Raw genomic sequence first — 22,792 nt, forward strand, 5'->3', positions numbered from 1 at the left:
CTCTTGCAGACAGATAGAGATGCAAAAGCCAGCAATTTGAAGTGACCCCGTAAAGTTGGACATTTCTGTTAAGCGGCTTTCAAGGCCTGAGTTCGATATTCTATCGGAGTCAGGCCTTTTAGTTTCACTTTTATACGTTTGGTATTGTAGTACTCGATGTATTCTTTAATCTGCTCTATCAGAGCATCTGCATCTTCAAAGCTTTGGTTGTGATACATCTCGGTTTTGAGTAAAGCAAAAAAGTTTTCAGCAACAGCATTATCCAAGCAGTTACCTTTTCTCGACATGCTTTGCGTTAACCCACTCTCCGCTACCTTTTTCTGATACTGTCGATGGCGATATTGCCAACCTTGATCGCTATGTATAATTGGCTTTGAGTTGGGTTTAAGCGTTGATATAGCTTCCGTCAGCATATCTGTGACAAGCGGCAAGCAGGCATTTTTGGCCACTCTATAAGCAACCACCTCCTGAGTAAACAAGTCGACAACGGGAGATAAGTATACTTTCTGCTCTTTGACTTTGAACTCCGTGACATCAGTTACCCACTTTTCATCGGGTTGAGTCGCACTAAAATCTCTTTCAAGAACGTTGGGAGCAGCTTTTCCTGACTCTCCTCGGTATGAACGATACTTTTTAATCCTGACCGTCGATTTAAGGTTGAGCTGAGCCATAAGCCTTTGAACCGTTTTGTGATTAAGCACGAACCCCTGATTCTTTAGTTCCAAGTGAATACGGCGGTAGCCGTATCGCCCCTTATGTTCATGATAAATTGACTTTATCAACCGCAGCTCACGTTCGTAGCTATTTTGGCGCTTGCTCGTTTGAGCCTGATAATAAAAGACACTTTTTGCCAACTGTAGAGTGTGCAGTAAGTGCTTTAATGGGTACTTGCCTTTAAGAGTTAGAGCTATGACCGCTTTTTCTTTGTTCGACGGTTTTTTTTCTGCTCCAACTCTTCCAACTTTTTTAGAACGGCATTCTCGGTTCGTAAGTAGACCAACTCCTCTTTTAGCTCCTCAAGTGTCATTTCATTATCAGGCTTAGTGGTACGTTGAGGTTGCTGTTTCATTGAGGGTCTTCCTTTCTGGCGCATTTCGAGCCCCTTGATACCGAGCTCATTAAATCGTTTAAGCCAGACAGAGAGTATTCCAGGGGATGAGAGGTTTAATACAGCGCTAGTGTGCGTGAGAGACCATTCATTCGTCCACATTAAATTCAATGCTTTTCGTTTTGTTTGAGCAGTCGCGGCATGATTAGTTGGTAAAAATGAATCAGTACCATGGATGGCAAAGACTTGAGCCCAATACCGTATCTGCCTTGAAGAAATTGAATATTGTTTTGCTAAGTAGAGAGATGACGTGCCATCTAAGTATTGCTTAGCAATGATACATTTTAGCTCTCGGCTATATTTGGACATAAAAAGACCCCCAATAATTGGTGTCCAACTATTGGGGGTCAGTTCAATTAAGCTGGCTTTTTCGTGTCTCGATTTTCAGTTTTAGATACTTTGTAAGTTAATACTCGAGGAAGAACTCAACACCTAACTCATTCGTTCTTTCACTCACACCCGTGCTACCCTCGCCATCTCGGTGTTGGTAGGAACCACCAATCGCAAATTTGTTGGTCACCAGATAACGTAAACCTAGGTGGTAAATCTCTTCGTCGAACAAATCGCTTCGATTCACTTGTACGCTGCCATTGGCAATCCAACGTTTCGCAAAGCCATAGTTAAGCTCTGCTTTTACCCCTTGGACAAATTCAGTATCCGATTCTAAGGTTTTATTACTGCCGTTAAGCTCAACCTCACCTTTGGTAACACCCAACAAGTAAGAAGCCACAATATCTAAGTCTTTCTTAATGCTATAACGGTAACCAGCCCCTGCCATTAAGGTATCAATTCGAGTCGTGCTTTCATCAGGGTGAATAAAGCGTGCGCTGTAGTCTCCAAGCAACAACCAATCATCCGTCATCGCGTAACTAATGCCGAGTCCATACGACGAGGCATTGTTATTACTGCCTGCATCTTCATTTAAACTGCCCGAATGCGCGGTCGCATATATATGGTCATAATCAAGAATATCCACGGCGTTAGTGTCTGCCCACAAACTTGGAGAAAACACAAAAACTGTAGATACAAAACTAAGCTTCCACTTCGACATTCCTATCATCCTTAAACTGTCACTCCATTAATTGAAAGGTTAGTCTATCCATAAGACTTTAAAAAGGTTTTAGCTCACAGATTGATTTGTGACGGCAAAATATTATCAAATGTTGTACCATGAAATCATACAAACCAATGGATGATCATTATGGATGCTGAGTTATTAGAGATTCAAAACTTTCTGGCACAATACCCCCCTTTCACAGAACTCCCTGAGGAGATGTTGGCGAAAGTGACCAGTAGCGTGGAAATTTCTTATTACCGCCAAGATACCCCTATCATTCACTTTGGTGATCAAATACATGACTTATACATCGTTCGAAGTGGCGAAGTCGAAGTCTACCGTCGTAAAGGCGAACTCTATAACCGCCTTGATGAAGGCCACCTGTTCGGTCAAATGGGCCTACTGACCAACAACAAGGTGCGTTTCCCAGTTAAAGCGACTGAAGACACCCTACTCTACTGTATTCCTGAGCCTATCTTTCAAGAGCTCTACGACAACTACGACTCCTTTGCCGATTTCGTAGAAGTAGAAGATAACGCGCGACTGCGCCAAGCCAACTCAGACAGCAACGACGCTAACGACCTAACGACATCCAAGGTTAAAACGCTACTGACCAGCGAAGCGCCAATGATCGAAAAAACGCGCACCATTCAGCAAGCTGCAACCATGATGGCACAAGATAATGTTTCGTCCTTGCTGATCATCGACCCAGATATCGTTGAAGATGATGAAGATGACTCAACACCCGTGATTGGCATCATCACCGACCGAGATTTGTGTACGCGTGTCCTCGCCGAAGGTCTCGATCCATCGGATGAAGTATCCAGCGTAATGACACCCGAGGTTATCTCACTCGACCATAATGCTTATGTATACGAAGCTATGATGACCATGCTTCGCTATAACGTGCATCATTTACCAGTACTCAAAGATAAGAAGCCGATTGGTATTATCGAAGCGACCGATATTGTTCGTTACGAATCTCAAAACTCGCTGTTATTGGTAAGCAGCATCTTCCAACAACAAAGCATTGAAGATCTAAAGGTGCTTTCCGAGCAAGTGAAAGACAGCTTTGTGCGCTTAGTTAACGAAGATGCCAACGCCCACATGGTGGGTACCGCAATGTCGGTAATTGGTCGTAGCTTTAAGCAGCGAATTATCGAACTGGGTGAAGAGAAATTGGGCAAGGCGCCTATTCCTTACTGTTTCCTTGCATTAGGATCTATGGGCCGTGATGAGCAGCTACTGGTTACAGACCAAGATAACGCAATCATTCTTGATGATACCTACGACGAGAAAAAGCATGGTAAGTACTTTGAAGAGCTATCGACCTTCATTTGTGATGGCTTAGACCAATGTGGTTATGTGTACTGTACTGGTGACATCATGGCAACTAACCCAACGTGGCGTATGACTCGTCGCCAATGGGAAGAGTGCTTTGCCGATTGGATTGATGATCCAAACCCGAAAGCACTGTTGAATGCTTCAATCTTCTTCGACTTAGATGGCGTTTATGGTCGTCTGAAATGGGCTGAGCAATTGAACAGCTTTATTGTTCGACGCGCACGCAAGAACAACCGCTTCTTGGCGTGTCTTGCACGTAACGCACTCAACCGCACACCGCCGCTCGGTTTCTTCAAAGATTTCGTGATGGAGAAAGATGGCCGTCACAACAACTCAATCAACCTTAAGCGTCGTGGTACTGCGCCTCTGGCCGATTTAATTCGTGTTCACTCGTTGGCGGTTGGCTCTCGCTCTAAGAACTCATTCGAACGTTTGGATGACATTATCGACGCAGGTATTCTGCCAAAAGGTCGAGCTCAGGATCTGAAAGATGCGATGGAGTTTATCTCTCTGGTTCGTATTCGCCACCAAGCACACGATGTCGACAACAACATCGAGCCTGATAACAACATCGAGCCTGAGAACCTGTCTGACTTCGAGCGACGTAACCTAAAGGATGCATTCCAAATATTAAGTAATGCGCAAAACTTCCTTAAGTTCCGTTATCAAGCCAGCAACAAGTTTAAGTAGGGCCTATGAACAAACTATTCAGATCACCTGCGGTCGATTGGCCATTTAAGTTTGCTCAGAAGCTAGAACGAGCGAGAGACGAGCGCTTAAAGCACTTTTATAGCCAGCCTCTTCCTGCGCCTGATACGCCACTTTCAGAAGTGATGTTCTTGGCTGTCGACTTTGAAACGACGGGGTTAAACCCAAACAAAGACGGCATCATTACCATTGGTTTAGTGCCATTTACGCTCAATCGTATCTACTTGCGACAAGCTAAACACTGGACACTAAGACCAAAACAGAAGTTGGAAGAAGAGTCTGTCGTGATTCATGGCATCACTCACAATGACATCATTGATGCGCCAGACCTTAGCGAAGTGTTGGGCGAGATCTTAGAATCAATGGCGGGACATATACCTGTGGTTCACTATCGTCGTATCGAACGTGACTTTTTGGACAATGCATTGAAAGTACGACTCGGTGAAGGCATTGAGTTCCCAGTCCTCGACACGCTCGAGATTGAATCTCAGATCCAAAATAAACTGGCTGGCGGCTTGTGGAATAAGCTAAAAGGTAAGAAGCCAGCTTCAGTGAGACTGGGTCAGAGTCGTCGTCGATACCACCTACCCGACTACACGCCGCATCATGCATTAACTGACGCTATTGCGACCGCTGAGCTACTCCAAGCGCAAATTGCTCATCACTTTGACTCTGAGATGCCTTTGAAGAGTTTCTGGCTCTAGCTGACGTTGAACAGAACGTACACATTTAAAGCCCACGACTTCCCATAAGTGGGCTTTGTCATTTTTATCGTCTGTGTTTATAGGGCAGTTGGCCCAACCAAACGCATCTCCCAATCTTCAACTTCGCCCGTTTCGAGACGACGTTCAACCAGTTTCCCCCAAGACTCGACCAAAGGAAGTTCAACCATCTGACTCAGTTCTTCTCTATCTAGGCTTCCGGTAAAGACAGCGCCCATAATGCGCGCGAGCGACCAATCAGGGTATGGTCTTTCACACAGAGTAATCTCATCACCTGCGCCAATATCGCCCTCTTCCAATACTCGGAAATACCAGCCAGTTCGAAGTGTGTCTTGCAGCCTTCTTGCCATATCGTTTTGATCGAATCGCACATTGAGCTTCCAACAAGGCATTCGCCCTTGCGAAACTTCTAGCAATGTTGAACCAATCCGAATCTTGTCGTTTAAACAAATAGACGTTTCAGTCACTCCGCTTGAGCTTAGATTCTCGCCAAATGCGCCTGCAGATTGGAAGATGGCTTTGCTGCCCAAGTCCTTTTCCCAAACTGGGTAGTGTTCACTCGGGTAGATATGGAGCGCTTTTTGAATACCACCGTGAAAACGAGGGTCACCTTGTTCGTCATTGGTAAAACCAAGCTCTGTGGCGTGTTGACGTTCCGATAAAACCTGTTTGTTGATAGCACTCTGTGCACCATGAGCAAAGGCAACGGTTTTCCCTACCAATACGCTGTTGATTACACCTAACTTCTTCATATCCCTTCCCTCTTACTAGGCACTTGATTACTGAACTGCGTGAGATAAGACGACTTCATTCACTATGCCGAGCATGATAGCCTAACAAGCCAATGTCAGAGTAGAGATGTAAGGACAATTAACAATGCCAACCCGCCAAATAGATTCTCACTCCGATGTCATGACTTCCAACGAGATGATGGCTGCCAACCCCAACTCACCAGCGTTAGTAAAGACCATCGACATGCCTAAAGGTTTCATCGATGCAATGCACCAACATACTTGGCATCAAGTGATCTTTCCAATCAGAGGTTTATTGCAAACTAAGACTGATCACTACCAGCATCTTGTTCCGCACACTTCTGCGCTGTTGGTACCTGCGGGTATTCAACATGAATCTATCGCATTGAGCCATACGACGTTTGTCGGCATCTACCTTAACCCTGTGTTTGGCAGTGAATATGAGCCTCAAGTGCGAACCATTACCCTCACGCCATTTCTAAATGAACTATTGCAAGAGATCCGAAGGCAGTGCGAAGGATTGGGGAGTGATGATGAGGTGTCGCGTTTGCTCGCGGTTCTGCACGACCAAATAATGAAAGATAATGTGCAAACCTTTCAATTATTGCTACCCGAAGACAGACGCCTAAAGCTGATATTCGAAGCGCTGACAGACACACCAAGATTAGATTATTCGCTAAAAGAGTGGGGAGAAAAAGTCGGCGCATCGGAGCGAACGTTATCGCGCTTGTTCTCAAAAGAGTTCAACACGTCATTTCAGTTGTGGAGACAACAAATCCGACTGATTTATTCGTTATCTTTGCTTGATGAAGAGATATCGATCCAACGTATTGCTGACCAAGTCGGCTATCAAAACGACTCGTCGTACATCAAAGCGTTTAAAGCTTATTTTAATGTTACGCCGCAGCAGTTCCGCTCTAATGGGCGTCGAAAATCGTGATCGCTATTTGTCAGCGTGATTGGCATTACTTCCCAACCACAGACAACGTTTGGTAATAACGACGCTTTTGCTGATACATATTCTCATCAGCGACTGAGAACAATTGCTCAACGTCTGTTAAATCACTAGAGGCTGCACCAATCGAGAATCTGACAGGAATAGTGATACCCGTTTTGGTCTCGATTGCCTGTTGCTCCTGAGCAATGTACAACTGCTCAGCCATCTCTGCGACATTGAGCGAATTCGACTCACCAGACGTTAAGGTAAGCACCGCAAATTCATCTCCACCCAAACGATATAGATTACTGGCAGGTGTCAATTCGTGGCTGATTACGTCTACGCAGCGCTGTATCAGCTCATCCCCGACTTCATGCCCATGAACATCATTGGTCGTTTTCAAGCCATTGATATCAATAATGATCAAAGAAATCTGATTTTGATTGTGGTTAATGCTTCGTTTACTGAACTCGAGATCTTCATTAAAAGCTTTACGATTCAAACAGCCAGTTGGCATGTTGATGCGCGTAATATTTTCGAGCTCTAGCCAACCGGCTAACTGTTTTTGGTACATGTCAAAAATCAGCAGGTCTTCTTCACTGAGTAGAGCAAATGAGCTCGAACAAAAATACCCAATTGCTGTCCCCTGTGAGTCACAGAGTCTCAAGTCAGCCTCGTCAGTTCGGTTAAAATGAAACTGAATTGAATGTTGAGCAAGTAATGTCTTCAACTCTTGATCGACCATTTGAGGAATCAGCCGATATTCAGCCGCCTGTCTCGATGATGCAAACTGCACGATCTTCAAAATACGATGCTTCTGGGATTCTTCACGCGCGAGCGAATACGTTAACTTGCTGGTTTTCTCTTCGACTAAGTCCTCTAGCTGAACATTAAATCTTTCGAGTTTATCGTTGCTTTCGGTAAGCTCACGGACTTGGTACTGTATACGACCCCACATGGTTTCCAATAAACGACTCAGCATGACGAACTCTGTAAAACGATGTTCATCCACACTATGAGTCGGTGACTGGTTGTGCGAATACGACGTAACAGATTCAGCCAACAGGTTTAACTGCCCTGAGAACCAGCGGCTTAGGAACAGAGCAAACACAATCGCGATGCCAAGCGTCGCGACTAATATTCTGACAAAGACCACCTGAGCTTGTTGCATCTCTAATAAGCGCGCACTATCAGAAATATGATGTTTGACGTTAAGCACCAATTTGTCGGTAAAGAATTTACTGTCGATAGAGATAGTGTTCGCACTTTGTTCAGAAGATTGAGCATCCGTTGAATCAACATAATTGAACTCAACCGACTCATTTTGATACAGGAAAGGCGTCACTTTAGTGTTGAGCCTGTCATACCCCATAAGAACGACAAGATAGCCCTGCGGCGTGTATGTAGAACCTTCAATCAAACGATAAGGTAAGATCGGCGCGACAAAAGCGATACCGGCAGTGGCATTATCCGCCAACTCAGTTTCGGTAAACTCGGTGTGGAACAATTTCCCTTGCCCATAAACCGATTGAGGACGCTTCAAGCTTTCTAATAACTGGCTCTGCTCAAAATGGTACAAGCTGCCTTTGCTGTCATAAATGGGCTTCCAGTTTTGGTCCAGAATATAAGTCGCGGACACACTCTCCGCTAGCGCATTGAAGCTATCCATCTTGTCCCAAACCACACTCGAGAAAAAGATATTACCACCCGCTTTAATCAGTGATCGGTCTTGCGAATACCATTGGGTTAGGCTCGCCGTCAGCTTAATTTGCTCTTGTACGGTTTGACGAATACCGGTCGTAGAGTTGTCCAGCTTGGTTTCTTTTTGCTCTAAAGAACTTTGGTTTTGTTTATTGAGAATCAACTGTCCCGCTAGGTAAACAGGGAGCATTGAGCAAGCCAGCAACACCAAGCCCATGGTGTATTTTAATGATAGCTTCAATCTCTTACCCTCATATTCGCCGAGTAATATTGAACAAAATCATTGTAAAACTTATGCAGTTCACTCTTTGGCATCCCTGACTTGTAACGCTGATACGCCCGAGCCGATGCCTCCCAAACGATCGCCATCTTGTAGTCACTCGACATCATTTGCGACGCTTGGAACTCATCGTACATATTTGAAAAGGTCTGGTTGCCTTCCTCAACACGGCGTTGATTGACCTCATAAAACGGCGAAACCATGGCACTCGAGTGAGCTAAATAGGTGAAACTGTTTGATTGCAGGTATTGAACGACCTCTTTCAAAGCTAATTTCTTATCTGGATTTTGCATGCCTTTTTCCGTGACAGCAAAAATCTTCGCGCCACTAAATGAAGACATACTCTCACCACGATAGGTCGGCAACGAATTGATGTATAAATCTCGACCAAAAGCGGCATCGAGTTCGCTGAAAGCCCAGTCGCCGTCAATCAAAAACTCGACTTCCCCATTGATGAATCTCTGCCTCGCGCAAATATCACTGCACGATGATTCAATGACTTTTTTCTGCTGTAACATGTCGATGAAATCAAAAATGGCAACTAACCCTTCACCGTTAACATTCTTCGACGATAATAAGTCTTCAGAAAAAAGCTGATAGAAAGCTAGATAGAAGTACATGTTTGGATTGGGAAAAAGCACACTCACTTGATCGGACTTAGCAGAGCGTTCAATTAGGCTTTCCCATGTCACAACTTGCGCTTGAGGCTTGCTCGAATACAGAACGACCTGGTTTCCAATACCAACCGGTAACGCCTTAAGCTCACCGTTAATGACCACCGCATCGAGTGCCTTTTTCTCATAGCGTTGGGTATCAACCCAAGCCTCGGGAAGTGTCGCTAATTCGATATATTCAGTTAGACCTAAGAAGTCAGAAGGAACCCAAATGGCATCGGGAAAGGTATTGTCTCTAGGGTCAGCAACAAGAAGTTCAGAACGAATACTGTTGACGTCAAACGAACGAATTTCTACACGATGATCCGTCATCGTTTCGATATGCTCTTTTACATAATCAGCCGTTTCATAATTAATACCAGCCCATATTTCAAGTGTGGACGAACAAGCAACGGCTGGAAATAGCATCGCAAATAGACTCAATAACCTCACACTTGGTTCCTTGTGGTAAAAATTAGACGTTGGATTTTAATTGCCCATCAACAAACCGGTCGATGCAGCTAATCGCTCGCAGCTCATGATTAAAGATTCAGTTTTGGGCGACACGTTATATAGTAAAAAGTGCCTGAAAAACAGTTGGTACTCTCGCTTTAAGAGAAAGGTCTGCTCATTCCGATACATCCGTCATATCTCTGAATGACTGTTCTTACAATAAATCAACATACCATACCCTTTATTTTTAACGACAAAAAAATGCCGCAAAAGCGGCATTTATCTCGTTCGGTGCATTCAACACAATAAAAGTCAAATAAGCAATTTATCAGTCAAAGCCCTATCATCGATTAAGCGTATTTCTCTTCGAAGTCTTTCATGAAGCTAACCAGCGCTTGAACGCCTTCCAGAGACATTGCGTTGTAAAGTGAAGCTCTCATTCCACCTACTGCTCTATGGCCTTTCAGTGATTTCAGACCTGCAGCATCAGCCAATTCTAGGAACTTGCCATCTAACTCAGGTTTCGCCAGTTGGAAAGGCACGTTCATTCTAGAACGGTTTGCAGTGTGAACATCGTTTTTGTAGAAAGCTGAGCTATCAATTGCACCGTAAAGCAACGCTGCTTTCTCTTTGTTCACCAACTCCATCGCTTCAACGCCACCTTGATCTTTCAGCCACTTGAACACAAGGCCTGATAGGTACCAAGCGTACGTTGGGGGTGTGTTGAACATTGAGTCTTTTTCAGCAAGTACTTTGTAGTTCAGAATACTCGGCAACACGTCGTTTGCGAGTTCGAGTAGATCATCACGTACGATTGCAATGCAGATACCCGCTGGGCCAATATTCTTTTGCGCGCCCGCGTAGATAACACCGTACTGAGACACATCAATCTTACGAGACAGAATGTTAGATGACATATCCGCTACGATTGGCTTATCCGTTTGAGGAAGCTCGCTGATTTCAATACCATCGATGGTTTCGTTTGGACAGAAATGTACATACGCCGCTTCCGGGTCGATTTTCCAATCTTTAGCTGGAACAACCGCTGCTTTGCCATCAATTGACGTCTTCGCGTTGAATACATCGATTTCGCAATATTTGCTCGCTTCAGTCACCGCACTTTCTGCCCAGTAACCCGCATCGATGTAAGTCGCTTTCGTCGCATCACCTAAAAGGTTTAGAGGAACAGCAGCGAATTGAGCACGAGCGCCCCCCTGACAGAAAAGAACTTTGTAGTTGTCTGGGATGTTCAGAAGATCACGTAGGTCCTGTTCGGACTCGTCAGCAACTTGAATAAATTCCTTGCTGCGATGGCTGATTTCCATCACGGAAGTCCCTAAACCATTCCAATCAATAAAGTCCGCTTGCGCTTGTTTCATTACCGGTTTAGGCAGTGCAGCTGGGCCAGCACTGAAGTTGAATACGTTATCTAATGTAAGTTCCATGGGGATGATTGCTCCTGCTAAATAATAACTATGCAAGTAATACCATGTTTTACCCAACATAAAAACAACAAAAGAGGTATTAAGACCTCTTTTGTTTTGTACCGTATAAAATGTTTAAGCTTAACCTGCTAAATCACCCTATCAGTATTCAAGCCTGCTCTGTTTATTGAACAAAAACCGGCATAAGTAGAGCGATTAATGGAATTTCTTGTCCATTTTCGAACACTAGGTTTCCATTTTCTAAGTCAGCGCTGATTTCATAACCACTTTCTGTTTCCTTGATCATTTCCATCACAAGCAATTCATCGATGCCTTCACGGATGAATGGGTACTCTTCAACAAGTTCATTTGAGAAGCTAGAGTGAACGTTGCCCGTTAATGCAGGCATGATCATCGAAGGGTTACTGCTGATGTTTTCGGTCCCTTCCGGTACGCTCACCAACCACTTAGATTCGAACTGCCCTTTACCTAGCTCTAGTGACATGTTGTTCATTGAAAGGTCGAAACCTTTAGCAAACAGGATATCGATAAATGGAATGATCTCTGCAACGTCTTCTTGCGTCATCACAGGATTAGATTGGTAAATCTCAAAGATTTTCTCAAACGACTCGCTATCCAACTTCGACATTTCAAAATCGACGTTTAGGTTGTTCAACTGGCCTTCACTGGTCTCGATGTTTGCAATATCCAGCTTAAGGTTGCTGCGCAGACGCTTAGTTGCTTCATCTAGATGCGATTCAAAATCGTACTTAGAGTTTTCAATGGTCATGAAAGGCTGCATTGCAGAATCTGAAACCAAGAAGCTATCGATAGTAAAATTCTGAGTACCTAACCAGTAGCCTTTCGCTTGTTGGCCTGAACCCACACCTTTCAGATTAGATAGCGTTACCTCTTCACCGGTTTCAAAATCAATTTGAACTGAAGGGATTGAAAGCTCGTAATCAACTTGGCCTAAAACAGTCGCATGGCCAGAAAGGTTCGATTTAGTGATCGATACCGAAGTACCATTCTCATCAGAACCTTGATGATTGAACTGGCTTAACTCGAAGTTAAAGTCAGTGTTGCCGTTTAGCTCAGTGCTAGTCGTCAGAGTTAAAGGCAGAATATCGGTATTCTCAAACGTCGACAGTGCATTTAGGCTCACCAAACCGTGGCTAACTGCACTATTGATGACAAACTCACTCGGCAGCCCATCAATCGCAAGTTGCTCTTTCAGGTTTTCATCCGTCACAGTTAGACGTGTGGTTACGTTGGAAGACAAGTAACCTCTATCGTATTCCACGATCTCAGCTTGAATGCTTGAATTGTTAAGCTTTGCAACGCCATCGGTAATAGCATTTTGTCCAATTTGGCCAACCGCTAGTGGCCAACAAAGTGCCAATGAGATTGCGCCGCCAATTGCACCAATTTTTCTTAACTGTTCCATGAGTTCTCTTTCTACACGTGTCTGTTTTTTTTAGTCTAACCCATCAGTAGCAAACAAGAAACATTGAGTTAAATCAGTCTATTGCTCGATACTTCGATTGCCTCAATAAATTAACGGCTAGCTCTCATCCTTATTAGGCGGTTCTTGCTAGGCTAGAGACGTCGCTACTATTAAGGTTGAGCTGTGAATCAATACGCTGTTATCTGTTTGGACAATAATCCGGTTAGCATTGAAAGAATACGTTCGGAGCTGGCTCCGTTGGCTTCTGTATTCGATATTTATACTGCCGAGAACATAGAAGATGCTCATCACGCATTAGAAGATATTCATGATCACAACCAAACCGTAGCCTTGGTGATCACTCATCATCATTCTGAATTTAATGGCGTGCAATTTCTGATTGAACTCGAACAGCTGCCCCATAGTAATACCGCAAGAACGATATTAGTCAGCGCTTCGTCAGACATTCAATCCATTCTAACCGCTGTAAATGAAGGCAGGCTCAACCACTGTTTAACCAAACCGGTTCAAGATCAGGTTCTGTTCAAGTCAGCGCAAAAAGAGCTGACCTCTTTTGTCATCCAATACGACTCAGAAAACCTGCTCTCTTACAGTGATGCATTGGATCAACAGCGCTTACTCAGAGCGCACATTGAACAAAAGATTCACTCTTTCCAATCGGGTTTCATTCACGACTACCACCAGCTTTCGGATAATGCCCTTGCAGAGCGCGTCGTCAGTGCCTTACAAGATGTGTTTTCAAAAGATGACAAAACCAAGGCCATTCGTGACTACTCCCCAGAACATCTACTCACAGTAGAAGGCGAAGACAATCGCTTTTTATGGCTGATCATTGAGGGTGAAGCGGCTTTATATAAGAAAGATGAACTCGGGCAACAGCGGGAAGTGGTTCGTCACTCCAAAGGGAATATTGTTGGCGGGATGTCATTTGTGACAGGCGAGCCTTCGTTTTCTACCGCGATCACCCTAACGCAAACACGCGTTATCAAGCTGGATAAAGATAGCTTTGCTCAGGTGATGCATTCAAACAATACCCTGCTGCCTTTATTTACCAATCTATTGCTTCGTCATTTCAATCGACGTTTGCAACGCAGCATCACCAATAAGATCAAACTGCAGCAAACACTGGAGTCGTTAGAATCTGCACATCAACAACTGATCGAAAAAGAGAAAATGGCGATGCTCGGACAGCTTGTCGCGGGAGTCGCACATGAGCTGAATAACCCGATTGCAGCCATATTGAGAAGCATCGAAACTTTGTCAGAACATCTCGACCAGATATTGGCAAACCTATCTGTTCCAGAGTCCAATAAAGGGACTGACGTACTGGCACATTCAAAGTTAGCTAAGCCACTATCAACAGCCCAAGAAAGACAGCTCGTAAAGCATCTTACGTCGACTATTGATGACCGTGCTTTAGCAAAAAAAGCCGTGAGACTAAACCTAAGCCAAGACTCTACGGTTTTAGACACATTAAAAGAGTCCCCTGTCGCAGGCAAAGAGCTGCTCAATGACTTAGAGCATTACCACTATGTTGGAAACTCTATCCGCTCGATTCAAGTGTGCAGCAAGCGTATTGCCGATATGGTCAAAAGCCTAAAAAGCTATGCTAGAGAAGATGAAGAAGTTCGCCACTACACAGATATCCACGAAGGGCTGGAAGATACCTTAGTGATCTTCGAAAACAGGCTTAAACACCACCAACTCGAAAAGCATTACGATACCGACTTACCGCCTTTATTGTGCCAGTCGCTCTCGCTGCAACAAGTGTGGACCAACCTTATCTCCAATGCGCTCGATGCCCTTTCTGAACGAGGAAAAGTGTCCATCACCACTTCTCAACAGACAAAAGGCGACGACACGTTTCTTGTGGTGCAAATCTCCGATACTGGCCACGGCATTGCCAAAGAAGACATTAACACCATTTTCAACCCAAATTTCACGACCAAAAAAGAAGGCAACTTTGGTTTAGGGATTGGGTTATCCATTTCTCAACAAATCGTTTCGGCTCATCAAGGGTTTATTTTGGTGGAGTCAGAGGTAGGCAGTCATACAAACATGCAAGTGTGGCTTCCATTCAAACAAGAAGGATCACCTCATGAATAAGTACCTAATTTTATGTGTCGATGATGAACCTGAAGTTCTCAATAGTGTCCTTCAAGACTTGGCGATATTTGAAGAGAACTTTCTGGTTGAAGGTGCTGAGTCTGTCGATGAAGCCAAGCAAGTCATCAAAGAAATGGGACAAGATGGTATTAAGCTCGCGTTAATCTTGTGCGACCACATCATGCCAGAAAAGACCGGCATCGATTTTCTGATCGAACTAAACCAACACGACGCGACTAAACCAACGCGTAAGCTGTTGCTCACAGGGCAAGCTGGGCTAGAAGATACCGTCACGGCCATTAACAACGCAGCACTTGATTTCTATATTTCAAAACCTTGGCAAGGCGACCAACTGAGAGACACGATTACTCAACAATTGACTGACTATGTCATTGCCAACGACAAGCAATTGCTTAACTGGACTTCGATCTTAGATACCGAGCGCATACTGACTTCAATGGCGGATAAACGCACCAGTTTTGGTGAATAGCACTGATTGGTTAATGGATACTGAGAAAAGCGGCATCCGATATAAGAACCGTCCGAATGCATACAAATTTTGGATAATTCGCTCGTCTATTTTTCTCATTCGCCCTAAAACATGAGATCTCCGTTACATACTGATCCTTAATTTGCTTGTTTTTTAACTAAATGAGTAAGGTTTTACATTTTAAAGGATTACTTTTCCGTGAGTTAGATTAAACTGTCTCAATGTTTATGGTTTGCCGATTTGTCTCAAACCAAAGGAATTAACACTAATATAGGTTTACGGTCGTTATGCGCAAAATTCTACTTACTACCGCTATGCTATTGGCTTCTGGTCAAGCACTAGCTGTTGATGAACAACCACAGGTAATGAGCAACTTTAACTATGATTACTTTGAAGCACGTATCGGTGCTAGCCCAGTAACATTTGGTGGTGCGTTCAGTAAGTCCATTCACCCGAACGCTCACGCTATAGCACGTATCGATTCAGAATTTGAAGGCGATTACGACTCAGCTGTAGGTCTTGGTTTCCATGCTCCATTAAACAACTGGGCAGATCTAACAGGTGAAATGCTAGCTCGTATCGTTCAGCCTGAGAACTCAAGCTCTACTGATATCGGTATGGAAATCAACGTTGGTGTTCGCCAATGGCTTGGACCACAACTAGAAGTTGGTGGTAAAGGTGGTTACGTTTCTATCGATGACAACGATGATTGGACAGGTTCTGTTTACGCGCGTTTCCACTCTACAGAGCTTTTCTCTCTAGGTGCTGAAGCTCGTATTAACGACTTCTACGGTGACCAACTTATGTTCACTGCTCGCTTCAAGTACTAATACTTAAAGCCCAGCTAGCTCTTAACGAGCACTTAGCCTTTTGATACTTAGTCTTTTAAGAAATCCGGCTAAGACAGAAACAAAAAAACCGAGGACATTCCTCGGTTTTTATTTATTAACAGTAATCTTAAGCATATAAGGCAAACTTCTTTAGTGGCAGCTCTTTAGTAATTGCTGCTTGCGTGGCTCTTGTAATAGTTTCCAATGAATACCATCAATTGCACCCGCAAATTTCCAAAGTAGTTTAAGGTCAACATCGTTTCCGTACGCTTCGCGAACCTTATTAAACACTTCAGGCGCGCCCAACTGCATAAACATTGAAACATCATCCACACCCGCCTTTTTAACCATGCGTTCTAACGTAAGCTGCATGTTTGGTAGATCTCTTAATCTACGGCTAGCTGATGATTTCTTGAAGCTACGCTGCTGAATTGAATTATCGATTGAAGTACGAATAATACTATCCAATTCAGGATGTTCACAGGTAAACAGATCCGTAATGTCGTAATAGTTTACGGTTGCTGTTGTCTGCTTCTTTACATGACGATACTTTTCACAATCAAGATCGGTCAGTTTTTTATCTAATGATTTTCCACCTCTAATGAATAAACAACCTTCACTCAATAAAGCGAACATAGCGTCATTTTGAAAGAGGCCAATACCTCCGAACATAGAACGTTTTTGATGCTCACCAAATTGATTCACGTAATTAATAAATGCTGTCTCGGTCATATCCGTTGATCCTTAATCAAATTACCCCGATTAGGTTGATCACCAGACAAGCAGCTTGTTATGCGAAAAATTTTAAATCTATTTTGTTATTCTATAGGTGAATATTATGGTTTCGTTTTTCACCTTTAAATAAATCATACTTCGAAAAGAAAAATAAGTCTGGACTTAGTTCACATCAATCAATTGAATATTCTGATTTTTCATGATTGACGTCACAGTAAACTATCAAACCATGCTTGAATTTGGACACCTAGTGATACACCGGTTCAAATTATTAAAGGTTATGTGGACGGATGAGTATTGCCTCGCAGCATCGCGGCTTGTAAAATGGCAAGACATACATGTTTTTACTTTTTATATGAATCATTTATCGTTTTTCTGGCTACCTCAAAATAAGGCTCTTCTCTTAAAGGGTCTAGAATCAGAGTTTGCCCAACTTGTTGGACATTCTATCTCAGCGGGAAAAATAACACTTCCTCCTATCCCTAACGTTGTACTGAAGATTCAATCGCTTTGTACCCTTGAATCAACTGGGATTGCTGAAGTGGCCGAGTGCTTACTCGAAGACCCAGGCCTCGCTGCTATTGTCATTCGTGTGGCTAACTCTGTCGTCTTTAACCGACGCAATATTACTTGTGTTGATATTATGACGGCTGTGTCGCGCCTTGGCATATTAAGAGTACGTGACATCGTGACGGCTCAGGCTATTGAGCAACTCAAACACTCAGTCAACCTCAGTAAAGAGTGTAATAAGTTATTGGTTCAGAGCGCTTCTGTATCAAAAGAGCTAGGCGCTACTATGGTGCTTGTTACCAACAGCTTCAAAGAGCTCTCCCCTACTGAATACCGTTACCTTGAACATGAAAAATCTCTGCTTGTTGGATTACTGGCTGACATAGGATTGTTCTGTTTGGTTAGCGAATACCACCTCTACCTCGAAAATGGCAATTACCTAGATCACGACATCGCTCTACAAATCTTCCAAGGCCAATGTTCCGCTACCAGTAAATTGGTGCTTAACCGTTGGGGCTTCGACAGCGACTTCATTGATGTGTGCAGCAATACCATCAATAACCACGAACAGCGTGAAGTGTCTTACTTGGATATTGCACGAATCGCTAACCACCTGCTGATGTTCAGAAACAAGGATGAGAACATCGATGATCACGAAGTTGAACTTAACGTGACAGGTGCAGAGGTGCTTTATAAATTAAGCAACTTGAGCAAGCATGATTTTAATGCAAAGCTAAGCGACGTGATCAATACTAGCGGCTTCTAAGTCACTGTTAAATTACAAGTAAGTGTAATATGAAGTAAATGCAATGGGGAAAGCATGTTTACAGGGATGATCTTTATATTTGCGCCACTCGTCGTGGGGTATCTTTTTGCAATTTCGAACGCTCAGACATTAGAATTTATCAACAGCTCAACATCGCGGTTGATCTACGTTATTCTGGCGTTGATGGGACTAAGCTTAGCCGCCCTCGATAACCTAGGCAGTAATCTGCAGACAATCCTTCTATATACCGTCACTTTCTTTGTCTGCTTAAGCGTATGTAACCTAATGGCACTGCCCGCTATTGATAAGTTATTGCCACTCAAAACCGACAGTAGCAAGAAGAAGCTTCCCCTCTCTTCTATGGCGATGGAATCCGCCAAACTCATCTTAGTGGTAGGTTCAGGGCTAATCGCTGGCTTAGTGCTGCCTATTGGCCTTGATTGGGTTGATACCGCAAGCGAATGGATTCTTTTTGTTCTTCTGTTCTTTATCGGCATTCAGCTGCGTAATAGCGGACTCACACTTCGTCAGATCTTACTCAACAAGCACGGCATGGTTATCGCAATCACCATTATCATCACCTCAATGTTAGGTGGTGTAATCGCGGCTTACATCCTAGATATCCCTCTGTTCAAAGCCTTGGCAATGTCTTCTGGATTTGGTTGGTATTCTCTGGCTGGTATCTTAATGGGTGACGCCTTTGGCCCTATCTATGGCGGCGCTTCCTTCATGCTTGAGCTGTTAAGAGAGTTAGTTGCCTTGGTACTGATTCCAGTGCTGATTCGCAGCTACCCATGCACTTCCATTGGTTATGCTGGTGCGACTGCGATGGACTTCACCTTACCGGTCATTCAAACAACAGGCGGCGTTCGATGTGTGCCTATCGCTATCGTCAGTGGCTTTATCCTCAGCTTGCTTGTTCCGATATTGATGTTGTTCTTTGTATCTCTTGCTAACTAGATCGCAGGAATAGCGTTTGTTTTAGATTAGAATGCAACTCGAATACCAATGCCCAAGACACCGATACAGTTACCGAAATAAAAAGACACTAAGTGTCATTGCTCAACAAATAACGATCACGGTAACCTGTAACGACAAAGTTATAAAAAGAATAAACTTACAAAAGGAACCACTATGAAACGCCTTTGCGTCGCATTACTGCTAGCTTCAACTTCTACTTTCTCTTTTGCAGCAGATTCAATGTCTGAGACAAACCAGTGCCAAGCAAAAAAATATGATGCGTACATCGACGCTTCTTTGAATTGGTATGCCGACCTTGCTGCATTAACCTCTGAGCAATACCCAGAGCTAACAGAAGTGAGTGAGTGGTTCCTAGAAGGTCGTAAGCACCACTTTGAGCTTAACCGTGCTGCGGTTAACTACTACCTTGTGAACGATTCAAGCAAAGTGGCAACAGAGCAACCTGTAGAAGGTTGGTTGCAACTCGAGCAACACGACATTAAAACACTATCAACACGTGATGATGAGCTTGGTAAAATCGCGAAAACAACGTTCGATGACCGCCAATCAACGCCTCACGCTCAAAACTACGAATTACGTTCTGCCTTTGCCGAGCTGCTTAGTCACCCTAAGCAAATCGACTCAGCGCTGCAGCGTTACAACCAGTCGATCAGTAAACTTGAAGCGATTAAGTGTAAATAACCCCTCATTTAATATGCTTTTTTGAGAAGTTGGATTTCATAATTAAGACGGGACATTGTTCCCGTTTTCGTTTAGATTGTCCCGCTCGCGTCAATATTAGAAAAATAACTCGCTTGCTATGGTTACGGAACAAAAAACAGCAGATGTTAGCTTCGACAGTCTTCTACGTATCTTCACGGTACCTGAAGGCCCAGATTCAACACTCACTCAAATTGAAGACAAACTTTCACGAAACCTGAATCAATTCTTACGTGAACATATTGTGGCTGAAGAAAAGCCGCTGCGTGAAATTGAGAAAGATTTTTCAAATGCTCATATCCCAGAGCAGCCTGAGTTTGTTTCTGAACATACTGAGCATCTCCTTGATTCTCTTGTGTCTCATTCGGTTCACACGTCTTCGCCAAGTTTTATTGGCCACATGACCTCTGCGTTGCCGTACTTCCTGATGCCGCTTTCAAAAATCATGATTGCGTTGAATCAGAATCTAGTAAAAATCGAGACCTCAAAAGCTTTCACTCCCCTAGAACGTCAAGTTCTGGGCATGTTACATCGCCTGATTTATCAAGATAGTGACCAGTTTTATTCTCGTTGGATGCACAGCGCAAACCACTCTTTAGGTGCGTTTTGTTCTGGCGGTACCATCGCGAATATTACGGCGCTTTGGGTCGCACGTAACAACGCACTAAAAGCGCAAGGTTCGTTCAAAGGTGTGGAAAAAGAGGGCTTGTTTAAAGCCATGAAGCACTACGACTACGAAGGCCTTGCCATCTTAGTCTCTGAACGTGGTCACTACTCTCTGAAAAAAGCCGCGGATGTCCTTGGTATTGGTCAAGAAGGTCTAGTGTCTGTTAAAACAGATAACGACAACCGTATTTGTACTGATGATCTAAGACTCAAGATCGAGCAACTCAAGCAGAACAAGATCAAACCTTTCGCCGTCATTGGTGTGGCTGGTACAACCGAAACCGGTAATATCGACCCGCTAAGAGACATTGCCGAGGTGTGTGCCGAATCCGATTGTCATTTCCACGTTGATGCAGCTTGGGGCGGTGCGACTCTGATGTCTAACAATCATCGTCACCTGCTTGATGGTATTGAACTGGCGGATTCAGTTACGATTGATGCGCATAAACAGCTTTATATCCCTATGGGTGCGGGCATGGTTCTGTTTAAGAAGCCAGATGCGATGACAGCGATTGAACATCATGCTCAATACATTCTTCGTAAAGGCTCAAAAGATTTAGGCAGCCATACGTTAGAAGGTTCTCGTTCAGGCATGGCTATGCTGGTTTACGCCGCAATGCATATCATTAGCCGCCCAGGTTATGAACTGTTGATCGACCAAAGCATCAACAAAGCACGCTACTTTGCCGACCTGATTAAAGATCAGAGCGACTTCGAACTGGTTTCAGAACCTGAGCTTTGCCTACTGACTTATCGCTATGTACCTGAATCAGTCAAAGCGGCACTGCTTAAAGCTGAGCCTGAACATCGTGTCGAACTGAATGAGTTGCTCAATGAGCTGACTAAGTTTATTCAGAAGAAGCAGCGTGAAACAGGTAAGTCTTTCGTGTCACGTACACGCTTAAACCCTGAAGCATGGGCACATCAACCAATCATCGTTTTCCGCGTGGTGTTAGCAAACCCACTAACAGGCAATGATATTCTTTCGTCAGTGCTTGAAGAACAACGTGAGATCTCTAAACTAGCACCAAACTTGATGGGCAAAATCAACAAACTGGTTACGCAAATCAACGCATAGTCATTCAATTTTAGTTGCATCAAATTGAAAATTTCTTTCTTTTTGATGTAACTAAGCTGTCAGTTCATACTCATTTTGCATTCTTTTTGCTCCAACTCTCTTCCAATTCTGTAGTTTTCTAAAATTTTGTTGAGGTTTGTCATATTCTTAAGCATTCATGCCCTGTTTTTGTATTAGTAAATAGTATGTTGGGTTTATACTGACTCTATGGTGCTAGTTAGCTTGATATCTATTTGACGCAGCAGTATTTACGATACCGAATATACATTTGGCTTTGTGTTTACTGATATTTGCTTCAGCCATACCCCCTGGTAAAAGATATTAACTAGCAAGTTGTTCTCTATACCCTTGTGAACACTATGAATACATTAGAAAAAATACAAAAAAACCTGGAAAATTTCAGCAAGTCTGAGCGTAAGGTAGCCGAAGTAATTATGGCTTCCCCTCAAACTGCAATTCATTCTAGCATTGCTACCTTAGCTAAAATGGCTGACGTGAGTGAGCCTACAGTTAACCGCTTCTGTCGTCGATTAGACACAAAGGGCTTCCCTGACTTCAAACTTCACCTAGCTCAAAGCTTGGCGAACGGTACACCTTACGTGAACCGTAATGTTGAAGAAGATGATGGTCCAGATGCTTATACGCATAAGATTTTCGAATCAACTATGGCTTGTCTAGACGTTGCTAAAAACAGTCTAGATGCGATGCAAGTAAACCGTGCTGTTGACTTGCTGACTCAAGCAAAACGCATTTCGTTCTTCGGACTGGGTGCCTCTTCTGCTGTCGCCAAAGATGCTCAAAACAAGTTTATTCGTTTTAATATCCCAATCACATGTTTCGAAGACATCGTGATGCAACGAATGAGCTGCATTAACTGCAGTGATAACGACGTTATTGTTCTTATCTCTCATACTGGCCGCACTAAAAGCCAAGTTGAGATTGCAAACTTAGCGCGTGAAAACGGTGCGACAGTGATTGCTATCACAGCAAAAGATTCTCCACTGGATAAAGCGAGCTCGCTGTCTATCTCATTAGATGTACCGGAAGACACTGACGTTTACATGCCAATGGCAAGTCGCGTTGTTCAGATGACGGTTATCGATGTGCTAGCGACAGGCTTTACGCTACGTCGTGGATCTGGTTTCAGAGAGAACCTGAAGCGCGTCAAAGAGTCACTTCGTGATTCACGTTACGAGAAGTACTCTCAGTTCTAATCTGCTTAGTCTGAACTGAAAACAGATGACCAGAGAACAAGCGAAATTAAAAAACGGAGCCTAGTGCTCCGTTTTTATTTGTCTGTTTAAAATGGTTTATACAATGAGCA

At 43.6% G+C, this 22,792-nt stretch carries 20 protein-coding genes; 11 read left to right on the forward strand and 9 right to left on the reverse strand.

Annotation, left to right across the window (positions count from 1 at the left end):
- Window positions 1-68: 68 nt before the first annotated feature.
- The 3 genes from OCV20_RS10005 to OCV20_RS10015 all read right to left on the reverse strand — a co-directional run bounded on the left by OCV20_RS10005 (window position 69) and on the right by OCV20_RS10015 (window position 2,159).
- The gene (locus OCV20_RS10005; RefSeq protein ID WP_108721729.1) at window positions 69-911 is read right to left on the reverse strand and encodes an IS3 family transposase; all 843 of its coding nucleotides are present in this window, start codon (window positions 909-911) and stop codon (window positions 69-71) included.
- Entirely contained in the window at window positions 908-1,417 is a 510-nt protein-coding gene (locus OCV20_RS10010; protein WP_086774936.1) for a helix-turn-helix domain-containing protein, read from the reverse strand. Before OCV20_RS10010 ends, OCV20_RS10005 begins: the two co-directional genes overlap by 4 nt.
- Window positions 1,418-1,514: 97 nt before the next feature.
- Window positions 1,515-2,159 (reverse strand): hypothetical protein, encoded by a 645-nt coding sequence (locus OCV20_RS10015; protein ID WP_086773642.1) that lies wholly within the window; start codon window positions 2,157-2,159, stop codon window positions 1,515-1,517.
- 150 nt (window positions 2,160-2,309) lie between these two features.
- Here OCV20_RS10015 and OCV20_RS10020 point away from each other — a divergent pair, with 150 nt between their 5' ends.
- Window positions 2,310-4,199: a DUF294 nucleotidyltransferase-like domain-containing protein gene (locus OCV20_RS10020; RefSeq protein WP_050634573.1), complete on the forward strand. Its 1,890-nt coding sequence runs from the start codon at window positions 2,310-2,312 to the stop codon at window positions 4,197-4,199.
- A gap of 5 nt (window positions 4,200-4,204) precedes the next feature.
- A complete protein-coding gene (locus OCV20_RS10025; protein WP_017060409.1) occupies window positions 4,205-4,921 on the forward strand; it encodes a 3'-5' exonuclease in 717 nt (238 codons plus the stop codon).
- A 77-nt stretch (window positions 4,922-4,998) separates the two neighbouring features.
- Here OCV20_RS10025 and OCV20_RS10030 read toward each other — a convergent pair whose 3' ends face one another.
- The gene (locus OCV20_RS10030) at window positions 4,999-5,691 is read right to left on the reverse strand and encodes an MOSC domain-containing protein (RefSeq protein WP_086773641.1); all 693 of its coding nucleotides are present in this window, start codon (window positions 5,689-5,691) and stop codon (window positions 4,999-5,001) included.
- Between the two features lie 124 nt (window positions 5,692-5,815).
- On the opposite strand from OCV20_RS10030, the gene OCV20_RS10035 reads away from it, so the two are divergent.
- Window positions 5,816-6,631 (forward strand): AraC family transcriptional regulator, encoded by an 816-nt coding sequence (locus OCV20_RS10035; RefSeq protein WP_086773640.1) that lies wholly within the window; start codon window positions 5,816-5,818, stop codon window positions 6,629-6,631.
- A 25-nt stretch (window positions 6,632-6,656) separates the two neighbouring features.
- Here the strand turns inward: OCV20_RS10035 and OCV20_RS10040 are convergent, their stop codons facing one another.
- From OCV20_RS10040 to OCV20_RS10055, 4 genes are all read right to left on the reverse strand, one after another.
- Window positions 6,657-8,546: a GGDEF domain-containing protein gene (locus OCV20_RS10040; RefSeq protein ID WP_086773639.1), complete on the reverse strand. Its 1,890-nt coding sequence runs from the start codon at window positions 8,544-8,546 to the stop codon at window positions 6,657-6,659.
- Window positions 8,547-8,566: 20 nt separating this feature from the next.
- Window positions 8,567-9,715 carry a sugar ABC transporter substrate-binding protein gene (locus tag OCV20_RS10045; protein WP_050634578.1) on the reverse strand — a complete coding sequence of 383 codons (1,149 nt, stop codon included), beginning with the start codon at window positions 9,713-9,715 and terminating at the stop codon, window positions 8,567-8,569.
- A 350-nt stretch (window positions 9,716-10,065) separates the two neighbouring features.
- On the reverse strand, window positions 10,066-11,160 hold the full coding sequence (serC, locus tag OCV20_RS10050; protein WP_086773638.1) for a 3-phosphoserine/phosphohydroxythreonine transaminase: 1,095 nt from the start codon (window positions 11,158-11,160) through the stop codon (window positions 10,066-10,068).
- A gap of 163 nt (window positions 11,161-11,323) precedes the next feature.
- The gene (locus OCV20_RS10055; RefSeq protein ID WP_048609212.1) at window positions 11,324-12,586 is read right to left on the reverse strand and encodes a DUF945 family protein; all 1,263 of its coding nucleotides are present in this window, start codon (window positions 12,584-12,586) and stop codon (window positions 11,324-11,326) included.
- Between the two features lie 183 nt (window positions 12,587-12,769).
- Between OCV20_RS10055 and OCV20_RS10060 the strand changes: the two genes are divergently transcribed.
- The 3 genes from OCV20_RS10060 to OCV20_RS10070 all read left to right on the forward strand — a co-directional run bounded on the left by OCV20_RS10060 (window position 12,770) and on the right by OCV20_RS10070 (window position 16,033).
- Window positions 12,770-14,713 carry an ATP-binding protein gene (locus OCV20_RS10060; protein ID WP_086773637.1) on the forward strand — a complete coding sequence of 648 codons (1,944 nt, stop codon included), beginning with the start codon at window positions 12,770-12,772 and terminating at the stop codon, window positions 14,711-14,713.
- The gene (locus OCV20_RS10065) at window positions 14,706-15,203 is read left to right on the forward strand and encodes a response regulator (protein ID WP_017071960.1); all 498 of its coding nucleotides are present in this window, start codon (window positions 14,706-14,708) and stop codon (window positions 15,201-15,203) included. The genes OCV20_RS10060 and OCV20_RS10065 overlap by 8 nt, the downstream gene beginning before the upstream one ends.
- 287 nt (window positions 15,204-15,490) lie before the next feature.
- Window positions 15,491-16,033, forward strand: coding sequence for a hypothetical protein (locus OCV20_RS10070; RefSeq protein WP_048609214.1), 543 nt, complete (start codon window positions 15,491-15,493; stop codon window positions 16,031-16,033).
- Between the two features lie 150 nt (window positions 16,034-16,183).
- Here OCV20_RS10070 and OCV20_RS10075 read toward each other — a convergent pair whose 3' ends face one another.
- Entirely contained in the window at window positions 16,184-16,765 is a 582-nt protein-coding gene (locus tag OCV20_RS10075) for a TfoX/Sxy family DNA transformation protein (protein ID WP_017060401.1), read from the reverse strand.
- Window positions 16,766-17,123: 358 nt separating this feature from the next.
- Between OCV20_RS10075 and OCV20_RS10080 the strand changes: the two genes are divergently transcribed.
- The 5 genes from OCV20_RS10080 to OCV20_RS10100 all read left to right on the forward strand — a co-directional run bounded on the left by OCV20_RS10080 (window position 17,124) and on the right by OCV20_RS10100 (window position 22,682).
- Entirely contained in the window at window positions 17,124-18,044 is a 921-nt protein-coding gene (locus OCV20_RS10080; protein WP_050643191.1) for an HDOD domain-containing protein, read from the forward strand.
- 54 nt (window positions 18,045-18,098) lie between these two features.
- On the forward strand, window positions 18,099-19,004 hold the full coding sequence (locus OCV20_RS10085; protein ID WP_086773636.1) for a LysO family transporter: 906 nt from the start codon (window positions 18,099-18,101) through the stop codon (window positions 19,002-19,004).
- A 174-nt stretch (window positions 19,005-19,178) separates the two neighbouring features.
- Complete coding sequence (locus tag OCV20_RS10090; RefSeq protein WP_017065407.1) at window positions 19,179-19,706, forward strand: hypothetical protein; 528 nt, start codon at window positions 19,179-19,181, stop codon at window positions 19,704-19,706.
- 118 nt (window positions 19,707-19,824) lie between these two features.
- Window positions 19,825-21,468 (forward strand): pyridoxal-dependent aspartate 1-decarboxylase PanP, encoded by a 1,644-nt coding sequence (gene panP / locus OCV20_RS10095; protein WP_048609217.1) that lies wholly within the window; start codon window positions 19,825-19,827, stop codon window positions 21,466-21,468.
- Window positions 21,469-21,827: 359 nt separating this feature from the next.
- Window positions 21,828-22,682: a MurR/RpiR family transcriptional regulator gene (locus tag OCV20_RS10100; RefSeq protein WP_004734686.1), complete on the forward strand. Its 855-nt coding sequence runs from the start codon at window positions 21,828-21,830 to the stop codon at window positions 22,680-22,682.
- Window positions 22,683-22,792 lie beyond the last annotated feature (110 nt).

Source organism: Vibrio coralliirubri, from assembly GCF_024347375.1.
Taxonomy (GTDB): Bacteria; Pseudomonadota; Gammaproteobacteria; order Enterobacterales; family Vibrionaceae; genus Vibrio; species Vibrio coralliirubri.